Origin of the sequence: Almyronema sp. (assembly GCF_052168255.1) — a bacterium.
GTDB lineage: Bacteria > Cyanobacteriota > Cyanobacteriia > Phormidesmidales > Phormidesmidaceae > Sphaerothrix > Sphaerothrix epifaneia.
In genome coordinates, this window is sequence record NZ_JBQLZL010000042.1 from 200026 (window position 1) to 219711 (window position 19686).

The following is a 19686-nucleotide window of genomic DNA, read 5'->3' on the forward strand; positions in this document are numbered from 1 at the left end:
AGCTAAAGGCAAAGGGCTGAGGGCAGAAGGAAAAGTTTTTTGTCAGGAGTTGGCAGCAATTTGAGTGTCTTAACTCTGTTGGCCACGACACAGCTATAACCTTCTTCTATCAAATTGGGGTCAGACTTTGATTCCTCGTAGGCCAAAACGACGTAAATTCCTCAATTTTTTTTAGATTGGCAAAAGCGAAATAAAACGGGCAGATAGCTGACGCTACCTGCCCTAGTTTTAGCGGAATTTGCCTAAAGGACTGTCAGCCTATGCCATTGCGGCCTGACGCTCTTTAGTTTCCTTGATCACTTCTTCTGCCACGTTGCTGGGGCAAGGGGCATAGTGAGAGAACGACATGGAGAATTGTCCCCGACCTGAGGTCATCGTCCGCAGGTCACCAATGTAGCCAAACATCTCGCTTAGAGGCGCATCAGCTTTAATCCGCACGCCAGTTGGGCCAGACTCTTGCGCTTTGATCATGCCGCGACGACGGTTGAGGTCACCAATTACGTCACCCATATAGTCATCTGGGGTGAACACGTCTACGTTCATGATCGGCTCGAGCAGTTGAGGGCCAGCTTTGGGTAAAGACTGACGATAGGCTGCTCTGGCCGCAATTTCAAAGGCGATCGCAGATGAGTCAACCGGGTGATAACCGCCATCGGTAAGCGTTACTTTCAGGTCTACCACGGGGAAGCCAGCCAAAGGCCCTTTGTCAACGCTGTTTTCAAACCCTTTTTGCACCGCTGGCCAAAATTCGCGAGGTACGTTTCCGCCCGTCACTTTTGACTCAAACAAGAAGCCGCTTCCGGTTTCACCTGGCTCAATCACATAGTCGATCTTGCCGTACTGACCCGAACCACCCGACTGCTTCTTGTGGGTGTAGCTATCTTCAATTCGCTTGGTGATTGACTCGCGATAAGCTACCTGAGGTTTGCCTACCTCAACTTCAACCCCGTGAGTGCGCTTGAGGATATCTACTTTAATGTCAAGGTGGAGTTCACCCATCCCCTTCATAATGGTTTCACCGCTTTCTTCATCGGTTTCAACGTAGAAAGACGGATCTTCCTGCACCATCTTGCTCAAGGCCATTCCCATTTTCTCGTCAGACCCTTTTTTCTTGGGCTTAACGGCAATCGAAATCACAGGTTCTGGAAATACCATTGGCTCCAGAGTGGCTGGATTTTTGGGATCACAAAGCGTATGCCCGGTCTGAACGTTCTTCATACCGATCAGCGCTACGATGTCTCCCGCTTGGGCAGATTCAATCTCTTCCCGCGAGTTGGCATGCATTTCTACCAGGCGACTAACCCGTTCGGTTTTGCCAGTAGCGGTATCAAGGATGGTGTCGCCCTTGGCAATTGTGCCCGAATAAATTCGCGTAAAGGTGAGCGCCCCGAAGCGATCGTCCATAATTTTGAACGCCAGTGCTCGTAGCGGCTTTTCCGGATCGACAAAAGCGTAGCTTCCCGTTTCGTTACCTTCTAGGTCAATCTCAGGTTGAGGTTTGACTTCAGTAGGGTCGGGCAGGTAGTCAACGACAGCATCAAGCACGAGCTGTACACCTTTGTTTTTGAAAGAGGAACCGCAGTAGGTGGGGAAGAAAGCCAGATCACGGGTTCCCTTACGAATGCATTGCTTGATCTCCTCGACAGAGAGTTCTTCGCCTTCGAGGTACTTCTCCATCATGGCGTCGTCTTGCTCGATCGCAGTTTCAATTAACTGTTCTCGATAGGTTTCGACTTGATCAACCATGTCTTCAGGCACATCCTGAATTTCGTAGTTCATGGGATCGCCAGAATCATCCCAAATCCAGGCTTTGCGAGTTAAGAGGTCAACAACACCGCGAAAATCAATTTCAGTGCCAATGGGAAGTACCATGACCAGAGGCTTAGCCGCTAGGACTTCGTCAACCTGTTTCACGACGCGGAAAAAGTCAGCTCCGGTACGGTCTAGCTTGTTGACGTAGATAATCCGCGACACTTTAGAGTCGTTGGCGTAGCGCCAGTTGGTTTCGGACTGAGGCTCAACGCCGCCAGAACCGCAGAAGACACCAATGCCGCCATCTAATACCTTGAGAGAGCGGTAAACCTCAATAGTGAAGTCAACGTGTCCGGGGGTATCAATAATATTGAGCTGGTGGTCTTTCCAGAAGCAGGAAGTAGCAGCGGATTGAATTGTGATTCCCCGCTCTTGCTCTTGCTCCATGAAGTCTGTCGTTGCCGCACCTTCGTGAACCTCACCGATTTTGTGAATCTTTCCGGTGAGCTTAAGAATTCGTTCGGTGGTGGTGGTCTTCCCCGCGTCTACGTGAGCGAAGATACCAATGTTGCGATAGCGCGTGATGTCTTTCTTCATATCTGATCTCTAGTTCAGTGCGACAAACGGTTGTTAGCCACCTTCAAAGGTTACTCAGAAGGAATCTGTGTTGTCCCTATATGTCATGGCGGACTGGATCTCAATCACGCGAACATGACCTACAAGTCCATTGTTATGCCCGTAGTGACAGTGCTAATCATAGCCAATCTAAACGATTGTAAAATAATATGACGCTAAGCGACTTCGGTTAGCAGTCAAGTTACCGAACCGAAAACACAATCCGTAGCTCTTTAGATTGACTTAAGTCCTGATTCAATCTTATCGATCTTGAGAGCTTTTGCTGTAAAGGCTTCGTTACAGAAAACCGTACTAAATCGTCACGGGTGATTCAACGTAAACGGTTGGCTCTTGCACTCTAAACTCAATGCCGTAGCTAATGAGCTGTTTGGCAATAGAATCGTTGGCTAATTCTAAAAGTCGTTTGCGCAAATCAATTGAGTTGTCGCTAGATCCCAAAATGAAAAAGGTTACTCGCGCTCGGGTATAGCGAATAAAGCCGTTTTCGGTGGTGGCATTGGGATTGGAGAAGGAAATGCTGGTGCTGCCGGGGTCAATGCCAAATAACGAGTCTGTGCTTTGACTGACTACTTGCTTAACGAGGGCGGCATCCTGCTCATCAAGGGGTTTTAAGAAATCGAGGTAGAGCAGCACCATCACTTTTTTAGCCCGTGAGACGTTTTCAATCTCCATGCTGATTAAGTTAGAATTGGGCACTACGATGAGGGTACTTTTAGCCGAGGTACGAATTTTACTGGATCTCAGACCAATCGACTCTACTCGTCCTAATTGCCCGTTTGATAAGCGAATATACTCACCAGGGACAAAGGGGCGATCGAGATATAAAACGATGGTACTGAGCAACTGCTCTAGAATTTTTTGGGCGGCAAAGGCGATCGCTAATCCCCCAATACCTAAGCTGGCCATCAGGCCAATTAGATTAAAGTTTTGGCTTTGAGCAAAGGCCAGCACCGCAATAAAGCCGATAGCTACGTTAGCCAAGGTTTCAAATACCAGCAACAGCTCATCGACTTCGCGACCCAGTTTGCGCAGCAGGTCAATGCCGTAAATTCTTACGACCTGCCGAAAAAGACGCGACACCAGCCACGCCACGCTACCAATGACGGCTAAATCAACTAAAGGTTTGAAAAAGTTATACAGGCCAACATACTCTCCCCGCAGCCAAGCCATAGATAGAGAAATCAGCAGAAACGTGCCCGCTAGCCGAAAGGTGCCCTGAATAGGTTCTACTAAGTTGGCGTAGATGGTGGTAACCTGCCCGCTAGAAAAACGATGCATGGCAAAGCGGACAATTGCCGGGGTATAGCGCCCTATGACCAGAGAAAGCAGCAGGCAAATTAGAAAAATAATCCATTTAGGGACTTCACCCGGATTAATTTGTAAGGTTGTCAGAAGACTATCCAAGTTCATAGAGCAAAGGCAAAAAACGAGGGAATCAGCGGTGAGGCTTAGATGGTGATAGGGGAGTCTACATAAATAGTGGGTTCTTCAATATCAAAGGCAATGCCATAGGTTTTTAGCCGCTGGGTCAGGTTTTGATTGGCAATATCTAGCACCTGCCGCCGAATTTCCATAGAGACTTCACCGGATCCCAAAATAAAGAAGGTGATTTGTGCCTGAGATTTTTGCTCACCCGCTAGAGCTTTGAACAGAATATCGGTATTGCGAGAATCAATGCCAAAAATGTCTTTGGTGCTTTCTAAGATGACCTGGCGAATGAGCGCTTGCTCGTCAGCTGGAATCAGGCGATAAAAGGTGAGATAGATAATTGCCATTACCTTTTTAGCGCCCGTAAAGTTTTCAACCGTAGATTGAATAATGACGCTGTTAGGCACGATCGCTAGTGTCCCTTTGCCGGAGGTGCGAATTTTTGTTGAGCGCAGCCCAATTGACTCCACTCGGCCATAGGTGCCGTCGGGTAAGCCAATATAGTCATCAACTCCAAACGGGCGATCGATAAAAATGACCACCCCACCCAAGACTTGCTCTAAAACTTTTTGGGCGGCAAAGGCGATCGCGATACCGCTAATACCCAGGCTAGCTACCACCCCAAAAATGTTGATGTCATGAGTTTGACCAAAGAGAATGGTTAAAATGATGACGATCAAAAAATTGGCAAAGAATTTAGCTAGCACTAAAAATTCGCTATTTACTTTGCGTCCGGCTCGGACGGCGGCATCTAATAAATAGTTGTCAAAATAACTTTGAAAGAGGCGCGAACCCAGCCAGCCTAACGCCAGCGTCAAGGCTAAAGTCAGCGGCAGCTCAATTTGTCGGTACCAATCTACTTGCAAAATCAGGCGTAGCAGCGTAATGGCCACGAGGTCTAAAATGCCTAAAGCAATGACGATGCCCAGTAGCGATCGCTGTGGTTGAATAACACGACTATAGAATGAGCCTAAATCTCGCGATAAAAAACGGCTAAAGACGAAATTGAGCAAAAGTGAGAAAAGTTGGCTAACCGCAAAGGTTAAAGCAACAGCTAAGCCAATCAACAGGCTGAGCTGAATCAGGGGATAATGGTTGAGCGGTAAAGCCTCGGCAGACATCATCACTAGCATGGATAAAGATCTATCGTCAAAAACTTGCGAGCCTGGTTTTTAAGCCATCGCCAATAGCAATATCGTCAATCACCTCAAATTGGAAATATCTCAAGCTTAATGACTTCCGATACGCCTACCAGCAAAGACCAGCAACATCCTCAGTACAAAAGCGATCGCCAATTGGTCAATCAACTCCTAGCTGGGGAACCCACTCACCTGAACTTAGCGGAGTTAGCCCGTTTACGCATTCGCTACACAGGCTTTCCAGGAGCACGCGATATCCAAAAAGATTTGGATCAATTACTCCAGCAGTGGGGGCTAACAGAAGCCACACTGTTCGAGCAAACGCGTCAAATTCACCAAAGCGAAAATGTCTATCGGGGACGGGGCAGCGGCCGCGAAGACTGGAGCTAACCTTAACGGATTCAGCCCTAGTGAGTTTTCATCCCCACTCTGGCAGAAATTAGGTCGTCATCGCCTCTACCGATCTATATGTGTTCAGGCCAGCTCAAAGCCGCTGATCTGCTCATCTGAGCCTTGCTCACTAAGAATCGGCTGATGAGTATAGCCATGACCACCCGGCTAAGCCACTTCAACGGCTAAAAGCCACTGATAGAAAAGCTTTTACTTATTCTGCCTTCTGCCCTTCGGCTGCTGCTGTTAGCTATCAGTCGCCAAACACCTCTCATTGCCTTGCTTCTATTCTCCAAGGGGCTAGTAGAGAAATCGTAATGGATTGAAGTCTTCAATTGGGGTGAAAGAAGAATTGAAGAGGAGGGCACAAAAGCAATAGCCTCCAGCCTGTCTGCCAAGGCGTTGGTAAGCTAGATCACAGCTTTACTTAATCTTTGAGAAAATCTGCATAAGTTTGGTTTTTCGTAAAACTCTATACAAAGCCGATAAGGCATTAATGAACTAGATTAAATTACGGTTAGCTACAAAGTTCTTACAGCCGTTTTCTAGAAGGTTTTACTGAAAATTTGGTGGCAATACCCAGGAAACCTTAATTGCTTGAGTACAGTACGCTAGCTGTCCTAAAAGTAACTCTATGCAAATTTTAAGTATCCACAATAGTTATCAAATTCGAGGCGGAGAGGATGAGTCTTGGGCAGCTGAGGTCAAACTGTTAAGCGAAAAAGGACACCAGGTTGAAATTTACGAAGAAACCAACGATCGCACCGAAAAACTCAAAGCGCTACAGCTAGCTCAGCGGACGATCTGGTCGCGCGAATCGTATCAGATTGTGACGCAAAAAATACGGGCTACTGGCTGCGAATTGATGCATGTCCAAAACTTTTTTCCTTTAATTTCGCCTTCTGTTTATTATGCCGCCCAAGCTGAGGGCGTTCCGGTTATCCAAACGCTAAGAAACTATCGCTTACTTTGCCCTAATGCTTTGTTTTTTCGGCAGGGTCGAGTTTGCGAAGATTGTTTGGGTAAGCCAGTCCCTTATCCGGGCGTTTTACATAGCTGCTATCGGCAAAATCGAGCGGCAACAGCGGCGACAGCAGCCATGCTCGTGACTCATCAGGGCATGGGCACCTGGCACCACCAGGTGGATCTTTACATCGCGCTGACCCAATTTGCCCGCAAAAAATTTATTCAAGGTGGCTTACCGCCTGAGAAGATCGTCGTTAAGCCTAACTTTGTTTATCCCGATCCAGGGGTAGGCCAGGGGGAAGGCGGGTTTGCCCTCTATGTGGGACGGCTCTCGGTTGAAAAAGGGCTAGATACGTTGCTTGCGGCTTGGCAACTGTTGCAAACCCCAATGCCGCTCAAGATTGTTGGCGATGGGCCACTAGCAGATGAAGTACAAGCCGTTGCGGCGCGGCTCTCTAACGTTGAGTGGTTAGGGCGGCGGCCTATGGCTGAAGTGCATGCGCTGATGGGGCAGGCTCAGTTTTTGATCTTTCCTTCTAAGTGGTACGAAACCTTTGGTCGGGTTGCGGTAGAAGCTTTTGCTAAGGGAACGCCTGTTGTTGCTTCAGATTTAGGGGCGATCGCTGAGCTGGTTGAAAGCGGTCATACAGGCGTACGATTTCGACCGGGCAATGCGGCTGATTTAGCGACTAAGGTTCACTGGATGTTAGCCGATACGCAGCGGTTGGCAGCAATGCGGCGGGCAGCTAGAGCTGAGTTTGAAGCCCACTACACCGCTGAGAGCAACTACCAGCAACTGATGCGAATTTATGAGCAGGTGCGCCGTTAAAAGCCCCCTCCCTCCAAGCTCTCGGTTGCCTGCTGCTGTAAAACTTTTCTTTTAGCTGTAGAACTTGCAAATTTTTAGATGAAGCGGCTCAGGGTTTATCCTGATCGGCTTCTGGCGAATAGGTTGGAATTTACAAAGACTTCGTAGATTTATAAATCTTCAGCAACCTTAGTCTCGGAGATTGGGGTTTTCTAAAGCGCATATTCAATAATGTCCCTGAGCCAGGAATAAACCTGATGGTTTATTTGAGGAAAATTACTGAGGCAGTTGTTCTCTGCTTTACTCTATTTGTCTTAACTCTACACTGCGCTCTTGCCAATAAATTCCTGCTAAAGCCACAACGTTCGGCCTGTTGTTATTGGTTTTAATACGATGTCTAGCGCACCCGATTTCTCCAAAATTCCTGTTGCCATCCTCTGCGGTGGTAAAGGAACTCGCCTGAAAGAAGAAACTGAATTTCGGCCTAAGCCAATGGTCATGGTTGGCGATCGCCCCATGATCTGGCACATCATGAAAACCTATGCTCACTACGGGTTTCAAAACTTCATGCTCTGCCTGGGCTACAAAGGGCAGATGATCCGTGAGTATTTCTTTAACTACGACTGGAATCACAACGATGTGCTGCTAGAGCTAGGCGAGAAAAAAGTCACCAAGCTCAACAACGGCCACGAGGAAAACTGGAAAGTTTGGATGGTAGACACGGGCCAAGAAACCATGACTGGGGGACGGCTCAAGCGTTTAGCAAGCTATATCGACAAAATGGACAGCGATATTTTGCTGGGCACCTACGGAGACGGGGTTTGCAACGTGGATATTGCTAAGCTGCTGGACTACCACTACAGCCACGGCAAGCTGGCAACAATGACCACCGTACGACCGGCTTCGCGCTTTGGCGAACTGGTGATCGAAGACAACCTGGTGACTTATTTTCAAGAAAAGCCGCAAACCAGTACGGGCTGGATTAATGGCGGTTACTTTGTGCTGCATCGTAAAGTGCTGGATTTGATTCAGGGCGATGACACCGTTTTTGAAGCCGAGCCGCTCAAAACACTGGCAGCTTTGGGAGAATTGGCCGTCTACAAACATGACGGCTTTTGGCAGTGTATGGATACCTACCGGGAGCTAGAACTGCTCAATAAACTGCACCATAGCGGCAAAGCTCCCTGGCAGGTGTGGAAATGAAGTCGTTCTGGCAAGACAAGCGCGTTTTAGTCACGGGGCATACCGGATTTAAGGGTTCTTGGCTGACGCTGTGGCTCTGGCATTTGGGGGCAAAAGTGACCGGATTGAGCTTGGAACCGGAGACAACGCCCGCTCTGTTTACCCAGCTCAATCTAGCTGCAGAAATTGATCATCACATTGGCGATATTCGCGATGCAGCACGGGTCAAGACCCTAGTGGAGCAAACCCAGCCTGATGTTGTGCTACATCTGGCGGCACAGCCTTTGGTAAGGCGCTCTTATGTGCAGCCGCTGGACACCTGGGACACCAATGTCATGGGCACCATTCATGTGCTAGAGGCGCTGAAGCCCTGCACCCAGGCTTGCGCAGCGGTGTTTATCACCACCGACAAGTGCTATGAAAACCGGGAATGGGTCTATGGCTATCGAGAGCATGATCCCTTAGGCGGTCATGATCCCTATAGCTCTAGCAAAGCGGCGGCTGAACTGGCGATCGCCTCTTGGCGTAACTCCTTTTTTGAAAAGCCGCATGGCTGTGTGGCGATCGCCAGTGCCCGAGCAGGTAACGTCATCGGCGGCGGCGACTGGGCAGAAGATCGCATTGTGCCCGATGCCATGCGATCGCTGTCGCGCCAGCAACCGATTCCGGTGCGAAACCCACGAGCCACTCGCCCCTGGCAGCATGTGCTAGAACCCTTAGGTGGCTATCTGCTACTGGCTCAGCGGTTGTACGAAGGCTTAGAACAACCGACTGCGGCGGATCACAGCTTGCGCGGAGCGTTCAACTTTGGCCCTGCCTTAGCTTCTAACCGCCCGGTCAAAGATTTGGTCGAGCAAATCTTATCGCACTGGCCAGGAACGTGGCTAGATCAATCTGACCCGCAGGCCGTTCATGAAGCCAAGCTGCTCAATCTAGTCACCGATAAAGCTTTTCATACGCTAGGCTGGCAGCCAGCCTGGGGCTTTGAGCGCACATTGAAAGAAACGGTGAGCTGGTATCGCCAAGCCGATCAGCTATCCGCCTCAGATGTTGAGGCATTTCGGCAATTAACCTTACACCAAATTCAGCAATACCAAGCTGATATTAAAGCAGGCCAATCAGCGATCGCGGCTGGTGCGTAATTTACTACTTGTAGATAAAAAGCTGTCATGACCCAATCCATTCCTCGTCCGTCTAACCTCCAAAACCTAAATCCTGAGCAAGAACTTCGCGCTGAAGTCCTCGCCGCCGTACAGCGCTACTACGACTACAAGTTCCAGGCCAAAGCCTTTAGCCCTGGGCAAACGTATGTCCCGGTTTCGGGCAAAGTGTTTGACGAGCAAGAACTGTTTAAGCTGGTAGACTCCTCGCTGGATTTTTGGCTTACCACCGGACGCTATGCGGCTGAGTTTGAACGGCGCTTTGCCGAGTGGATAGGGGTTAAACATTGCCTGCTGGTTAACTCTGGTTCATCAGCTAACCTAGTGGCTTTATCCGCGCTGACCTCACCCAAACTCGGCGATAAGCAGCTTAAACCTGGAGACGAGGTGATTACGGTGGCGGCGGGCTTCCCCACCACCGTTAACCCCATCTTTCAAAATCAGCTAGTGCCCGTCTTTTTAGATGTTCAGCTAGGGACTTATGACCTTGATGTCAGCCAGCTAGAGGCAGCGCTTTCGGCCAAAACCCGCGCCATCATGGTGGCTCACACCCTGGGCAACCCGTTTCACCTCAAAGCGGTGATGGAATTTGCCGAAAAGCATGACCTTTGGGTGATTGAAGACAACTGCGACGCCGTTGGCAGCCTCTACGACGGCAAACGAACGGGCACATTTGGACATCTTTCCACCGTCAGCTTTTACCCAGCTCACCACATGACCATGGGCGAAGGCGGAGCGGTGCTGACCAGCGATGCGCGTCTTCGCAAAATTGTCGAATCTTTCCGCGATTGGGGGCGAGATTGTTGGTGCGCGCCGGGGGTAGACAACACCTGTAACAAGCGCTTTGGCTGGCAGCTCGGTACCCTCCCCTTTGGCTACGACCACAAATACACCTACTCGCACGTCGGCTACAACTTAAAAATGACCGACATGCAAGCCGCTGTCGGGTGCGCTCAGCTTGACAAACTTCCTGGCTTTATTGAGCAGCGGCGGCAAAATTTTGAGTTTCTCTCGGCGCAGTTGCAAGATCTACAAGATGTCCTCATCTTGCCCCAGGCGACTGAGAAGGCTGAACCGAGCTGGTTTGGCTATCTGCTGGTGGTGAAAGAAGACGCCCCCTTTAGCCGCAATGAACTGGTACAGCACCTCGAAGCCAACCGTATTGGCACTCGTCTGCTGTTTGGTGGTAATCTCGTTCGCCAGCCCCTCTATGAAGGACTTAACTACCGGGTGGTGGGTGAACTAACCAACAGCGATCGCGTCATGCAAGGCGCTTTCTGGATTGGCCTTTATCCAGGGCTGAGCGAAGAGATGTTGCGCTATACCACCGCTACGATTCGCGACTTTTGCCGCAGTCGCTAAGGGTTGGATGGGGAGAGGGGACAAAGCGGTGCCTAGAGAAGCTCGTCTGCAACACTAACGGTTTTCTTCGCCGCTGCCCCTCTGCCTGAGTCCTGTTTTGTTTCTCCCTACTGCCAACCAATTTGATCGACTCCTAAACTTTCACCCCCCGTCATCGTGGATATTAAACCAACGCCGATTCCTGGCTGCTACGAAATTCATCCCCGCATTTTTACGGATCAGCGCGGTAGTTTTGTAAAAACCTTTCATCAAGATATTTTTCGGCAGCACGGGCTGGAGACTCATTTTGCCGAAGAATATTACTCTCACTCTCGCCAGAATGTCTTGCGAGGGCTACACTTTCAATTGCCACCTCAAGACCATGTCAAGCTGGTTTACTGCACTGCCGGAGAAGTGTTAGATGCAGTGGTCGATCTGCGGCTGGGTTCGCCGACTTACGGCCAGTTTGCCACGTTTAGCTTAAGTGCTGAAAATGCGATCGCCCTTTATATGCCTAAAGGGTTAGCCCACGGCTTCTACGCTGTGAGTGAACAAGCCACAATGCTCTACCGGGTTTCCACCGTTTATTCTCCTGAACACGACGCTGGCATCCGCTGGGATTCGGCAGGCATTCCCTGGCCGAGTGCGGTTCCTATCCTATCAAGTCGGGATCAAACGTTTCCAACGCTAGCAGATTTTGCCAGTCCTTTCGTTTTTTCGGCTCCTTTAGAACCCGCCCGTGTCTAGAACTAAGCCCATGACCCAAACTGTTCTTATCTCCGGTGCCAATGGCTATTTTGGCGGCATTGCCTGCCAGTATTTTGCGTCTCAGGGCTGGCAGGTACTCAAAGCTTCGCGTCAGCCCACCGCCGATTTGGTGATTGACCTTGACCAACCCGCGTTGCTGGCGCAGCAACGAATTTCAACCTCCGTAGATTTGTTTATTCATGCGGCGGCGGCGCATGAAGTGACCTGCCGTGAGCAGCCCTACCGCAGTATTGGGCAAAACGTGGCCGGAACCCGAGCAGCTTTAGAATTTTGCCTGCACAACGCCATTCCTCGATTTGTTTATCTTTCTACCTTTCATGTGTTTGGTCATCCTCAGGGGGTGGTTGATGAAACCTGTCAGCCGCAGCCAGTCAATGATTATGGCTTGAGCCATTTGCAAGCAGAAGACTACGTACGACTTTACTGCCGACAGCAGGGTCTGCAAGGGTTGGTCGTACGACCCAGTAACTTTTTTGGCATTCCGGCGGATGTCGATCGCTGCCATCGCTGGACGCTGACACCCCTAGCTTTTTGTCGTGAGGCGGTGGAGCAAGGCCAAATTGTGCTGCGAACACCGGGCTATCAGCAGCGTAATTTTATTGCGGTGTATGACCTGTGCGCTGCGATCGCGGCGGCGGTTGAGCAAATTGAACGCTACCCGCTGCTGCACGTTGCTGGGCCAGAAACCATCAGTATTCGAGAATTGGCTCAACGTGTTCAACAGGCGATGCATCACCTGGGGCGTTCGATTGAGCTGATAATGCCCGAAGGCGAACCCTCGCCGCCGCAGTTTACCTACACCAGTCGCTACTTAGATCAAGTGTATTTACCGGGTCAGCAGATTGATGCTTTTTTAAGCGATTTTTGCCGAATGCTTAGCCAGCGGCTGGTCTCTGTTTAGGTATTCCCCAAAAGTTCACTGTGATTGTAGGAGTTTGAGCCACGCGCATGGGATCAGCTACTTTGCCCGTTCATCGCACTGTTGATAGTGTTAGCAATCTGATTAAGCCTCTGATCCGTCCCTGGTACAGTCAGCTAGTGTTGCAACCCTCAGTTAAGCTGCTGCTAGAAACGGTTTCTGTTGAGCAAGCCTATGGGTCTGCTCATCCCAAGCACGCTTTGCCCAAAGAAACAATCGCAACGCCCGAAGTCGCGGCCATGCCGCCGTTTGATCAGCCTTTTGCCTATTTGAGGGGCGAAACCTACACCACTGGCGCTATTTATTCCACAGTGGTTGAAAATGTCCTATTTGAACCGGGCAATGGAGTAGTGCTAACGCCATCGCGCCGAATTTTAGCAGAATCCATTTATCCCCACATGGATTTAATTACGGTGGCGGGTGCTTTTCTCAACAAAAGCTTTATCCGGCGCAAATTTTTGGAGGCTCCGGTTGAAACCATTCCTGGCTATTCCAGTATTTATCAGGGTTTACCCAACGGCTACTATCACAAAATTATTGACTTGGTGCCTCGGTGCTTTTTGCTAAACGATCCGGCCTACGCCCAAATAGACGAAATTAAGCTGCTTTATGCTGAGCCACTAGCCGAAGTTGAAGATCTGATGGTGCCCAAAATTGTGCCGTCTCATGTCAAGCGCGTCAAACTTGAACCTGGGCGGCTTTATCGTCTAGAAAAGCTGATTTTGCCGACTTTTTTAACTCAGTTTGGTTCAGGTTATTTACCAGCAGCTTATATACAAAAGCTGCGCGAAACATTTCTGCCTAAACGACCCGCTAAAAAATGCCATCGTATTTATATTTCACGGGCTAAGTCTGCCAGCGGGCAGAAAAAAAGACACATTCTCAATGAGCCTGAGCTATTTGCGGCGTTAGAAAAATTTGGCTTCAAACGCTATTGCTTAGAAGACTATTCTTTAACCGAAAAGATTGAGCTATTTTATGACGCGGAAACGGTTGTAGGTGCCTACGGAGGCGGACTCACTCATATTTTGTTTGCCGAGCATATTAATGTGCTGGAGCTACAAATTATGGCAAAAATGCAAACCTATTATTATTATCTCAACAAGGCACTTGGGCATAATTTTCGATTTATTTGTGCTGATAAAGCGAACAACCGCGAAAACTTTTCCGTCAATATTCCAGAGGTGGTGAAAATTCTAGAAGAGTGGCACGCGGGTGCAATGGTTTAGCAACTTATGGATGCTGTTGTGGTGCGACGGCGGCTGATTCGATGGCTGCGTTTAATAGGTTTAGCCTTGCTCAGTGTTTTTTTGGTAGCGGGGCTGGGGCAGTGTGGCGCTTGGCAAGGCGTGGCTCAGTCAGCGACTGACTTTGTTTTTTTACCTAATTCGGGCATTGTCAACGTCAAGGCGGCACCCTATGGTGCCAAAGGAGACGGCCAAACAGACGATACGGCGGCTATTCAGGCGGCGATCGCCGAAAATCGGACACAGCTTATTTATTTTCCTAAAGGAACGTATCTCGTTAGCGATACTATTCGGGTTCAAGCCAGTAACGGTCAACAAAAACGGTTCTTTTTGCAAGGCGAAAGCCAGAGCGAAACAATCATTCGTCTAGCAGATCAAAACGCTAACTTTCAAGATTCCGAAGCGCCCCGTCCCATTGTGAGTTTTTGGGAAGGCGAGGTAAATGATGCCACTGCTTTTCGCAATCAAATTCGGGGTTTGACGATTGAAGCGGGGGAGAACAACCCAGGGGCGATCGCCCTGCGCTTTCGAGCAAACAATTATGGCAGCGTCGAAAACGTAACGCTGCGATCGCGCGACCGTCAGTACCAGGGTCGCTATGGTCTTGACCTGAGCGTGGGACTCAATGGCCCCTTATTGGTTAAAAATTTGGTGGTGGATGGGTTTGAGGTGGGCGTTCATTTTGCTGGGGCTTTGCACAGCGCTACGTTTGCCAACCTGCAACTACAGCACCAGCAGCAATATGGTCTCTATAACCGACGCCAGGTACTTTCCATTTATGGCTTAAAAAGCCAGAATCGAGTGCCGGCGATTGTTAATGACAGCGAAGGCTACCCGGCTCATGGGCTAATTACGCTAGTCGATGCTGATTTGCAAGCTGGCGCTAGAGATACGGTTGCCATTGATAACACGCACGGCGGTGGGCTGTACGCTCGCAACGTCCGTACGGAGGGTTACCAAGCCGCGATCGCCAATGCTACCGAAGCTAACGTCACCGAAATTACAACGCCCGTAGCAGAGTTTGTCTCTCATCCTGTGCGTAGCCTTTTTGCTAGCCCTGAGCGCAGTTTGCAGTTGCCAATCGAGCCAGCCCCGTCGCTGCAGTGGCCGCCCCTGGCAGATTGGCTACAAGTTGAACCTTCAGGCGAAGATGATACGGCTGCTATTCAAGCGGCAATAGATGCGGGTAAGCCGATTGTCTATTTTGCGGCGCAGGAATATACCGTTAGTGCCCCTATCGAAATTCGAGGCAGCGTGCAAGCCCTGGTTGGTTTGGGGGCTGCTAGTTTGAAAACATCTGGCGCGTTACGCGATTCTGACCAGCCAGTGTTTCGTCTGGTTGAGGGCCGTTCGCCAACCGTTTGGATTGAGGGCTTGGAAACGAATTTGGGCAAAGCCTTTTTTATTGAACAAGCTTCACCGCGATCGCTGGTGCTGAGACATCTTGGCACAGGTGGTTATCGCAATTTGGCTGCGGGCAGTCGATTGTTCATTGAAGATGTAGCTGGCTGGCGCTGGTACTTCCGCCAGCAGCAAGTTTGGGCTTGGCAGCTCAACACCGAAGCCTCTAGCGAAAGCGGTTCAATCAACATCGACAACGAAGGGGCTGACGTCTGGATTTTAGGTCTAAAAACCGAACGAGATGTGCCTGTGGTGACGACCCATGCTGGTGGCCGCACCGAGCTGTTAGGCGGGTTTCTGTACGGCAATCGAGAGATCCCGGCTGGAACCGCTGCTTTCTCTAGTGAAGACGCTAGCCAGAGTTTAGTCTTTGCAGGCTATAACCACGCTTTTGAACCCTACGTGAGTGAAATTCGCCAGGGCGATCGCCGCCATTTATCAGCGTCTGCCGTATATCCAATTAAATATGGCAGGATGATGCCGCTATTTGTTGGCTATAGCGCCGCTGATCGAGCCGTTGAGCAGGAGAAGTCATGAATTCAGCCACCAGCCCCGCCACCAAAAAGGGTTATTTAACCGGCTCAACCCTGATTCTGCTGGCTTTTGCAACCGCTTTCTTTTCGCGCATTTTTGATAGTGCGGGTGCCCCTTCGGCAATTAATTTTCTCCACTTTTTTTCTATTCCGGTTCTATGCGGTCAGGTGATTTTAACGGCAAAAGGTCTTAGCCGCTATCAGCGAACAATTATCGCTAAATTTTATTTGGGGCTGGGTTTGTTGTTAGCAGTCATGCTAACCAGTGCCATTATTAATGATGCGGGCTTGATCAATGTTGTTCTCAGCTTTTTGTTATTAGGTGAGCCTTTTATCTTATTGCTGGCGATCGCTTGTTTGCCCATTGCAGTTGAGCGAATTCAGAAGCTACGTACCTGGCTGGTCGGCTTTTTTATAACTAATATTGTTTTTGCCTACTGCCAGTATGTTTTGTTTATGATTTTGGGCATGCACCCTAAGGCAGGCAATCCAGACTATGTGCAAGGGGTTTTTTATCACTCCGGTGCCGGACATGTGGTAAGTGCGTCTGTGTCTTTGAGTTTTGGCTTCTACTATTTTTTAATGGCTAAATCTCTTCCTATCTGGTTTCGGGCAGTTGTTTTTTTAGGCACTTTTTGGCACATGCTCATGGCCGACGCCAAACAAGTTTTGTTGTCTTTTTTAGTGGCAGGCGTTTGTGTTTTAATTACCAAGCTTAAGAGCCTGGGTGAGGCAATCAAATATTTGTTAGGGGCTGTTGTTCTCGCCCTTGTTCTATGGTGGTGTACACAAAATGTGCCTGCCTTTGCGGCCTTTAATACCTGGGCTCGTCCCGAAATTTATGGGCCAGAGGGTGAGGCCACCTTGCTTAAATCAGCCGCTTTGCGCATTATCCCCACTTATTATGAATCCCCCTTAAACTGGCTGTTTGGGTTGGGGCCAGGTCATACAGTGGGGCGGTTGGGCGGCTGGATGATTGGCGGCTACTGGAACCTGTTAGCGCCTTTGGGAGCCACCATGCATCCGGTGCCAAGCCAGGTTTGGGCAGCGGTGGGGCAAAGCTGGCTTGGGGATCAATCGAGTATGTTTTCGCCGCTGTTTGGCTGGGCTGGTATTTGGGGAGATTTGGGTTGGTTGGGCATAGCTGCCTATCTTTACTTAGCCTTCATCACGCTGCAGTGTTTCTGTGTGGATGATCTCTCAAAGTTTTTAGTTTTTAGCGTGGGTGCTTTTGGATTAGTTTTTAGCCAGATGGAAGAACCGGGCTATATGCTCACCATCTCTATGTTTGTGGGATTGCTATGGCAGGAAAATCTGTTGCGCCGAGCCAACCCAGGTGCAGCCAAAAAACTTGATCGGGCGGCGGCGATTGATTTGCGGCGACCCAAACAGTTGTTCAAAACGCTTTTGCTGATCCAGTAGCTTTAGAATCAAGCAAGCGCTGCTGTTGATTTGTGAGGCTGCTAGAGAACCATGACCGTTGATCGGCTGCAAGCGGTTCGCATTGTCTTGGTCGAACCGGCTGGAGAGCTTAATGTCGGCTCTGTAGCGAGAGTCATGAAAAATATGGGGTTGTCGCAGTTGGTGCTGGTAAAGCCGCAGTGCAACCCCTGGAGTGATGATGCTCGTCAAATGGCGGTTCATGGGGGAGATATTTTGGCAGCAGCGCAGCAGGTTGAGACGTTACCAGAAGCTCTCCAGGGTTGTCAGCGAGCGATCGCCACCACTGCTCGTCCGCGTGATTTGTCAACCCCTTTAGAGCTACCTGAAGCTGCTTTGCCGTGGTTGCTAGCGCCAGATACAGCCGTAAAGCCACAGTCGGCGCTGATCTTTGGCCCAGAAGATCGCGGCTTGAGCAACGCCGAACTGAGTTATGCACAGCGATTTATGATGATTCCGGCTCACCCAGTCTATCCTTCGCTTAACCTGGCTCAGGCAGTTGCGGTGTGTTGTACCTACCTCTATCGCTTTGCCAACGATCCTGATAGACCGAAAGAGGCTGAGACAGACGGGAGTCATCAACCCCTAGCAGCATCGCCCGTAGCTGAGCTATCACCATCGGCAATGGCCTCTTTAGATAATTTAGAGGGATATTTTCAACACTTAGAAGAAGTTTTGCTCAAAATCGGCTATCTTTACCCCCATACGGCAAAAAGTCGCATGGAAAAGTTTAGGCGGTTATTGCACCGAGCAGCCCCGACTGAACAAGAAGTGGCCCTGCTACGGGGAACCCTGCGGCAGCTAGAGTGGGCTTTAGCAAAAGCTTCCTTGCCAGATGTCCCCACTCAATAGACCGCTTAGTTCCCAGCTAATCAGACCGTCGATTTAAGGTTCAATGACTATGGCTAATTACGGCGATCGCTCTCAACCGACGGGATTTCATCGACCCCTAGAGAATTCTCTTTCTGACAACTACGCTGAGACTCCTCAAGCAAGACTTTCTCAGCCAGAGCGAACGCCGCTGTCTCGTCCTCAAGCGGGTTCTAGCCGCCCGCAGCGTCGTCCGCAGCCGTCGGCAGGGGGGGGGAAGTCTGCAGAAGGGTTTAGCCTGCGTCAGTGGTTGGGGGGGTCACCGCGACGCCGACCCGTATCGCGTTCGCAAGCTCAACCTCGACCGCGTTCTGTTTATCACAACCCAGATCCTTCAACCCGGACACCTTCTCCCCCCATGCGGTTGTCAACTCCTAATTTGCCGCCAGAAACAGCTACCCCAACGAACGCCTTTGAGGCCACACCGCGACCGCGATCGCCCCGTTCAGCCAGTAACTCTGCTCGGCGCAGTGCTGCACAAGTGCCTGCGGCGCACTCCAATAAGGTAACGCCTTTGCGATCGCGGCAGGTGTGGCCGCCGCAGGCGTCGAGTAGCCGTTCTGCTCGCCCCGGAGAACGACCAATGCGCCGTGCTGCTCGCCCTCAGATAGTGGCTCCTCCGCCCATTGTTTACGCCATGCGGCTGCTGATTTTAGGCGTGGGTGTAGCGGCGATCGCAGGCACGCTGTTGTCGGTACTCAGCCCTGAACGGGTTGACTATCGTGCCCCTAATTCCAGTAACGCCCCCCCATCTGCTGTGAGTAGCCCCGCCAGACCCCGTTCTACGCTGGTTGGTCGGCCTGTTCAGCTAGGTAGCGAAGTTACCCATCTCAAAACGGCTATTGAAGAATTAGGGACGCTAACGCCGGGATTGACCCAGGCAGTGTTTCTTTTAGATTTAGACAATGGGGCTTATGTCGATATTGCAGGCAGTGAAGCCATGCCAGCCGCTAGCACGATTAAAACGCCTATTTTAGTGGCTTTTTTGCAGGCAGTAGATGCTGGGTTGCTGCAACTGGATCAGCCTTTGGTAATGCGCCAAGAACAAATTGTTGGCGGTTCTGGTGAAATGCAAGCGCAGCCTGCAGGCACCCAATACCGAGCGCTGGAAGTGGCTACCGAAATGATTGTCAATAGCGATAACACCGCCACGAACATGCTGATTGAGCTGCTGGGTGGGCCAGAGGCGCTCAATCAAAAATTTCGAGAATGGGGCTTAGAAGCTACGATTATTCGAAATTTGCTACCCGACTTAGAGGGCACCAACACAACCAGTCCGAAAGATCTAGTGACCTTAATGGCGCTGGTTAACCGGGGTGATTTGCTCACCCTGCGATCGCGCGATCGCCTGTTGGCTATCATGCAGCGCACCCATACCAAGACGTTAATTCCCGCTGGCTTAGACAGCAGTGCGATTGTTGCCAACAAAACCGGAGACATTGGTTCAGCCCTGGGCGATATTGCCCTGGTTGATTTGCCCAATGGCAAACGCTATGCGATCGCCGCGATTGTGCAACGGCCTCACAATGATGGCCGAGCCAGAGAACTGATCCGTCGGGTTTCGCAGACCGTATATCAAGAATTCACTCAAGCCGTCGGAACGCCGGGGGGAACAGCCCCCACTGCACCTGAACCGCAAGTTGAAAGCGAACTCGCACCCCCTGGGTAAAGTCCCACAGCGAAGCTGCCCCCAAAAACAGGTTATG

15 protein-coding genes are annotated in these 19686 nt (G+C 50.3%); 12 read left to right on the forward strand and 3 right to left on the reverse strand.

What is annotated here, in order from left to right:
- Nucleotides 1–258 precede the first annotated feature (258 nt).
- The 3 genes from fusA to ACTS3T_RS10175 form a co-directional block, all read right to left on the reverse strand.
- Nucleotides 259–2349, reverse strand: a complete 2091-nt coding sequence (fusA, locus tag ACTS3T_RS10165) for an elongation factor G (protein WP_377961556.1) — start codon at nucleotides 2347–2349, stop codon at nucleotides 259–261.
- 330 nt (nucleotides 2350–2679) lie between these two features.
- Nucleotides 2680–3798: a mechanosensitive ion channel family protein gene (locus ACTS3T_RS10170; RefSeq protein WP_377961553.1), complete on the reverse strand. Its 1119-nt coding sequence runs from the start codon at nucleotides 3796–3798 to the stop codon at nucleotides 2680–2682.
- 38 nt (nucleotides 3799–3836) lie between these two features.
- Nucleotides 3837–4940 (reverse strand): mechanosensitive ion channel family protein, encoded by a 1104-nt coding sequence (locus tag ACTS3T_RS10175; RefSeq protein WP_377961551.1) that lies wholly within the window; start codon nucleotides 4938–4940, stop codon nucleotides 3837–3839.
- 108 nt (nucleotides 4941–5048) lie between these two features.
- On the opposite strand from ACTS3T_RS10175, the gene ACTS3T_RS10180 reads away from it, so the two are divergent.
- The 12 genes from ACTS3T_RS10180 to ACTS3T_RS10235 all read left to right on the forward strand — a co-directional run bounded on the left by ACTS3T_RS10180 (nucleotide 5049) and on the right by ACTS3T_RS10235 (nucleotide 19649).
- The gene (locus ACTS3T_RS10180; protein WP_377961548.1) at nucleotides 5049–5345 is read left to right on the forward strand and encodes a DUF3288 family protein; all 297 of its coding nucleotides are present in this window, start codon (nucleotides 5049–5051) and stop codon (nucleotides 5343–5345) included.
- Between the two features lie 634 nt (nucleotides 5346–5979).
- Complete coding sequence (locus ACTS3T_RS10185) at nucleotides 5980–7140, forward strand: glycosyltransferase family 4 protein (protein ID WP_377961546.1); 1161 nt, start codon at nucleotides 5980–5982, stop codon at nucleotides 7138–7140.
- Nucleotides 7141–7512: 372 nt separating this feature from the next.
- Complete coding sequence (gene rfbF, locus ACTS3T_RS10190) at nucleotides 7513–8322, forward strand: glucose-1-phosphate cytidylyltransferase (protein ID WP_377961543.1); 810 nt, start codon at nucleotides 7513–7515, stop codon at nucleotides 8320–8322.
- Nucleotides 8319–9443, forward strand: a complete 1125-nt coding sequence (gene rfbG / locus ACTS3T_RS10195; RefSeq protein ID WP_377961541.1) for a CDP-glucose 4,6-dehydratase — start codon at nucleotides 8319–8321, stop codon at nucleotides 9441–9443. Before rfbF ends, rfbG begins: the two co-directional genes overlap by 4 nt.
- Nucleotides 9444–9470: 27 nt before the next feature.
- Nucleotides 9471–10823 (forward strand): lipopolysaccharide biosynthesis protein RfbH, encoded by a 1353-nt coding sequence (gene rfbH, locus ACTS3T_RS10200; protein ID WP_377961538.1) that lies wholly within the window; start codon nucleotides 9471–9473, stop codon nucleotides 10821–10823.
- 156 nt (nucleotides 10824–10979) lie between these two features.
- The gene (rfbC, locus tag ACTS3T_RS10205) at nucleotides 10980–11549 is read left to right on the forward strand and encodes a dTDP-4-dehydrorhamnose 3,5-epimerase (RefSeq protein ID WP_377961536.1); all 570 of its coding nucleotides are present in this window, start codon (nucleotides 10980–10982) and stop codon (nucleotides 11547–11549) included.
- A gap of 10 nt (nucleotides 11550–11559) precedes the next feature.
- On the forward strand, nucleotides 11560–12471 hold the full coding sequence (locus ACTS3T_RS10210; protein ID WP_377961533.1) for an NAD-dependent epimerase/dehydratase family protein: 912 nt from the start codon (nucleotides 11560–11562) through the stop codon (nucleotides 12469–12471).
- A gap of 47 nt (nucleotides 12472–12518) precedes the next feature.
- Nucleotides 12519–13718, forward strand: a complete 1200-nt coding sequence (locus ACTS3T_RS10215) for a glycosyltransferase family 61 protein (protein WP_377961531.1) — start codon at nucleotides 12519–12521, stop codon at nucleotides 13716–13718.
- Nucleotides 13719–13724: 6 nt separating this feature from the next.
- On the forward strand, nucleotides 13725–15674 hold the full coding sequence (locus tag ACTS3T_RS10220) for a glycoside hydrolase family 55 protein (RefSeq protein ID WP_377961528.1): 1950 nt from the start codon (nucleotides 13725–13727) through the stop codon (nucleotides 15672–15674).
- Entirely contained in the window at nucleotides 15671–17092 is a 1422-nt protein-coding gene (locus ACTS3T_RS10225; RefSeq protein WP_377961526.1) for a hypothetical protein, read from the forward strand. Before ACTS3T_RS10220 ends, ACTS3T_RS10225 begins: the two co-directional genes overlap by 4 nt.
- A gap of 51 nt (nucleotides 17093–17143) precedes the next feature.
- A complete protein-coding gene (locus tag ACTS3T_RS10230) occupies nucleotides 17144–17962 on the forward strand; it encodes an RNA methyltransferase (RefSeq protein WP_377961523.1) in 819 nt (272 codons plus the stop codon).
- Between the two features lie 43 nt (nucleotides 17963–18005).
- Nucleotides 18006–19649 carry a serine hydrolase gene (locus ACTS3T_RS10235; protein WP_377961520.1) on the forward strand — a complete coding sequence of 548 codons (1644 nt, stop codon included), beginning with the start codon at nucleotides 18006–18008 and terminating at the stop codon, nucleotides 19647–19649.
- Nucleotides 19650–19686: the final 37 nt, after the last annotated feature.

What these genes read in the sequence shown, in the direction of transcription:
- fusA (WP_377961556.1), bottom strand. Translation starts at nt 2,349, where the DNA reads ATGAAGAAAGACATCACGCGCTATCGCAACATTGGTATCTTCGCTCAC.
- ACTS3T_RS10170 (WP_377961553.1), bottom strand. Translation starts at nt 3,798, where the DNA reads ATGAACTTGGATAGTCTTCTGACAACCTTACAAATTAATCCGGGTGAA.
- ACTS3T_RS10175 (WP_377961551.1), bottom strand. Translation starts at nt 4,940, where the DNA reads ATGATGTCTGCCGAGGCTTTACCGCTCAACCATTATCCCCTGATTCAG.
- ACTS3T_RS10180 (WP_377961548.1), top strand. Translation starts at nt 5,049, where the DNA reads ATGACTTCCGATACGCCTACCAGCAAAGACCAGCAACATCCTCAGTAC.
- ACTS3T_RS10185 (WP_377961546.1), top strand. Translation starts at nt 5,980, where the DNA reads ATGCAAATTTTAAGTATCCACAATAGTTATCAAATTCGAGGCGGAGAG.
- rfbF (WP_377961543.1), top strand. Translation starts at nt 7,513, where the DNA reads ATGTCTAGCGCACCCGATTTCTCCAAAATTCCTGTTGCCATCCTCTGC.
- rfbG (WP_377961541.1), top strand. Translation starts at nt 8,319, where the DNA reads ATGAAGTCGTTCTGGCAAGACAAGCGCGTTTTAGTCACGGGGCATACC.
- rfbH (WP_377961538.1), top strand. Translation starts at nt 9,471, where the DNA reads ATGACCCAATCCATTCCTCGTCCGTCTAACCTCCAAAACCTAAATCCT.
- ACTS3T_RS10210 (WP_377961533.1), top strand. Translation starts at nt 11,560, where the DNA reads ATGACCCAAACTGTTCTTATCTCCGGTGCCAATGGCTATTTTGGCGGC.
- ACTS3T_RS10215 (WP_377961531.1), top strand. Translation starts at nt 12,519, where the DNA reads ATGGGATCAGCTACTTTGCCCGTTCATCGCACTGTTGATAGTGTTAGC.
- ACTS3T_RS10220 (WP_377961528.1), top strand. Translation starts at nt 13,725, where the DNA reads ATGGATGCTGTTGTGGTGCGACGGCGGCTGATTCGATGGCTGCGTTTA.
- ACTS3T_RS10225 (WP_377961526.1), top strand. Translation starts at nt 15,671, where the DNA reads ATGAATTCAGCCACCAGCCCCGCCACCAAAAAGGGTTATTTAACCGGC.
- ACTS3T_RS10230 (WP_377961523.1), top strand. Translation starts at nt 17,144, where the DNA reads ATGACCGTTGATCGGCTGCAAGCGGTTCGCATTGTCTTGGTCGAACCG.
- ACTS3T_RS10235 (WP_377961520.1), top strand. Translation starts at nt 18,006, where the DNA reads ATGACTATGGCTAATTACGGCGATCGCTCTCAACCGACGGGATTTCAT.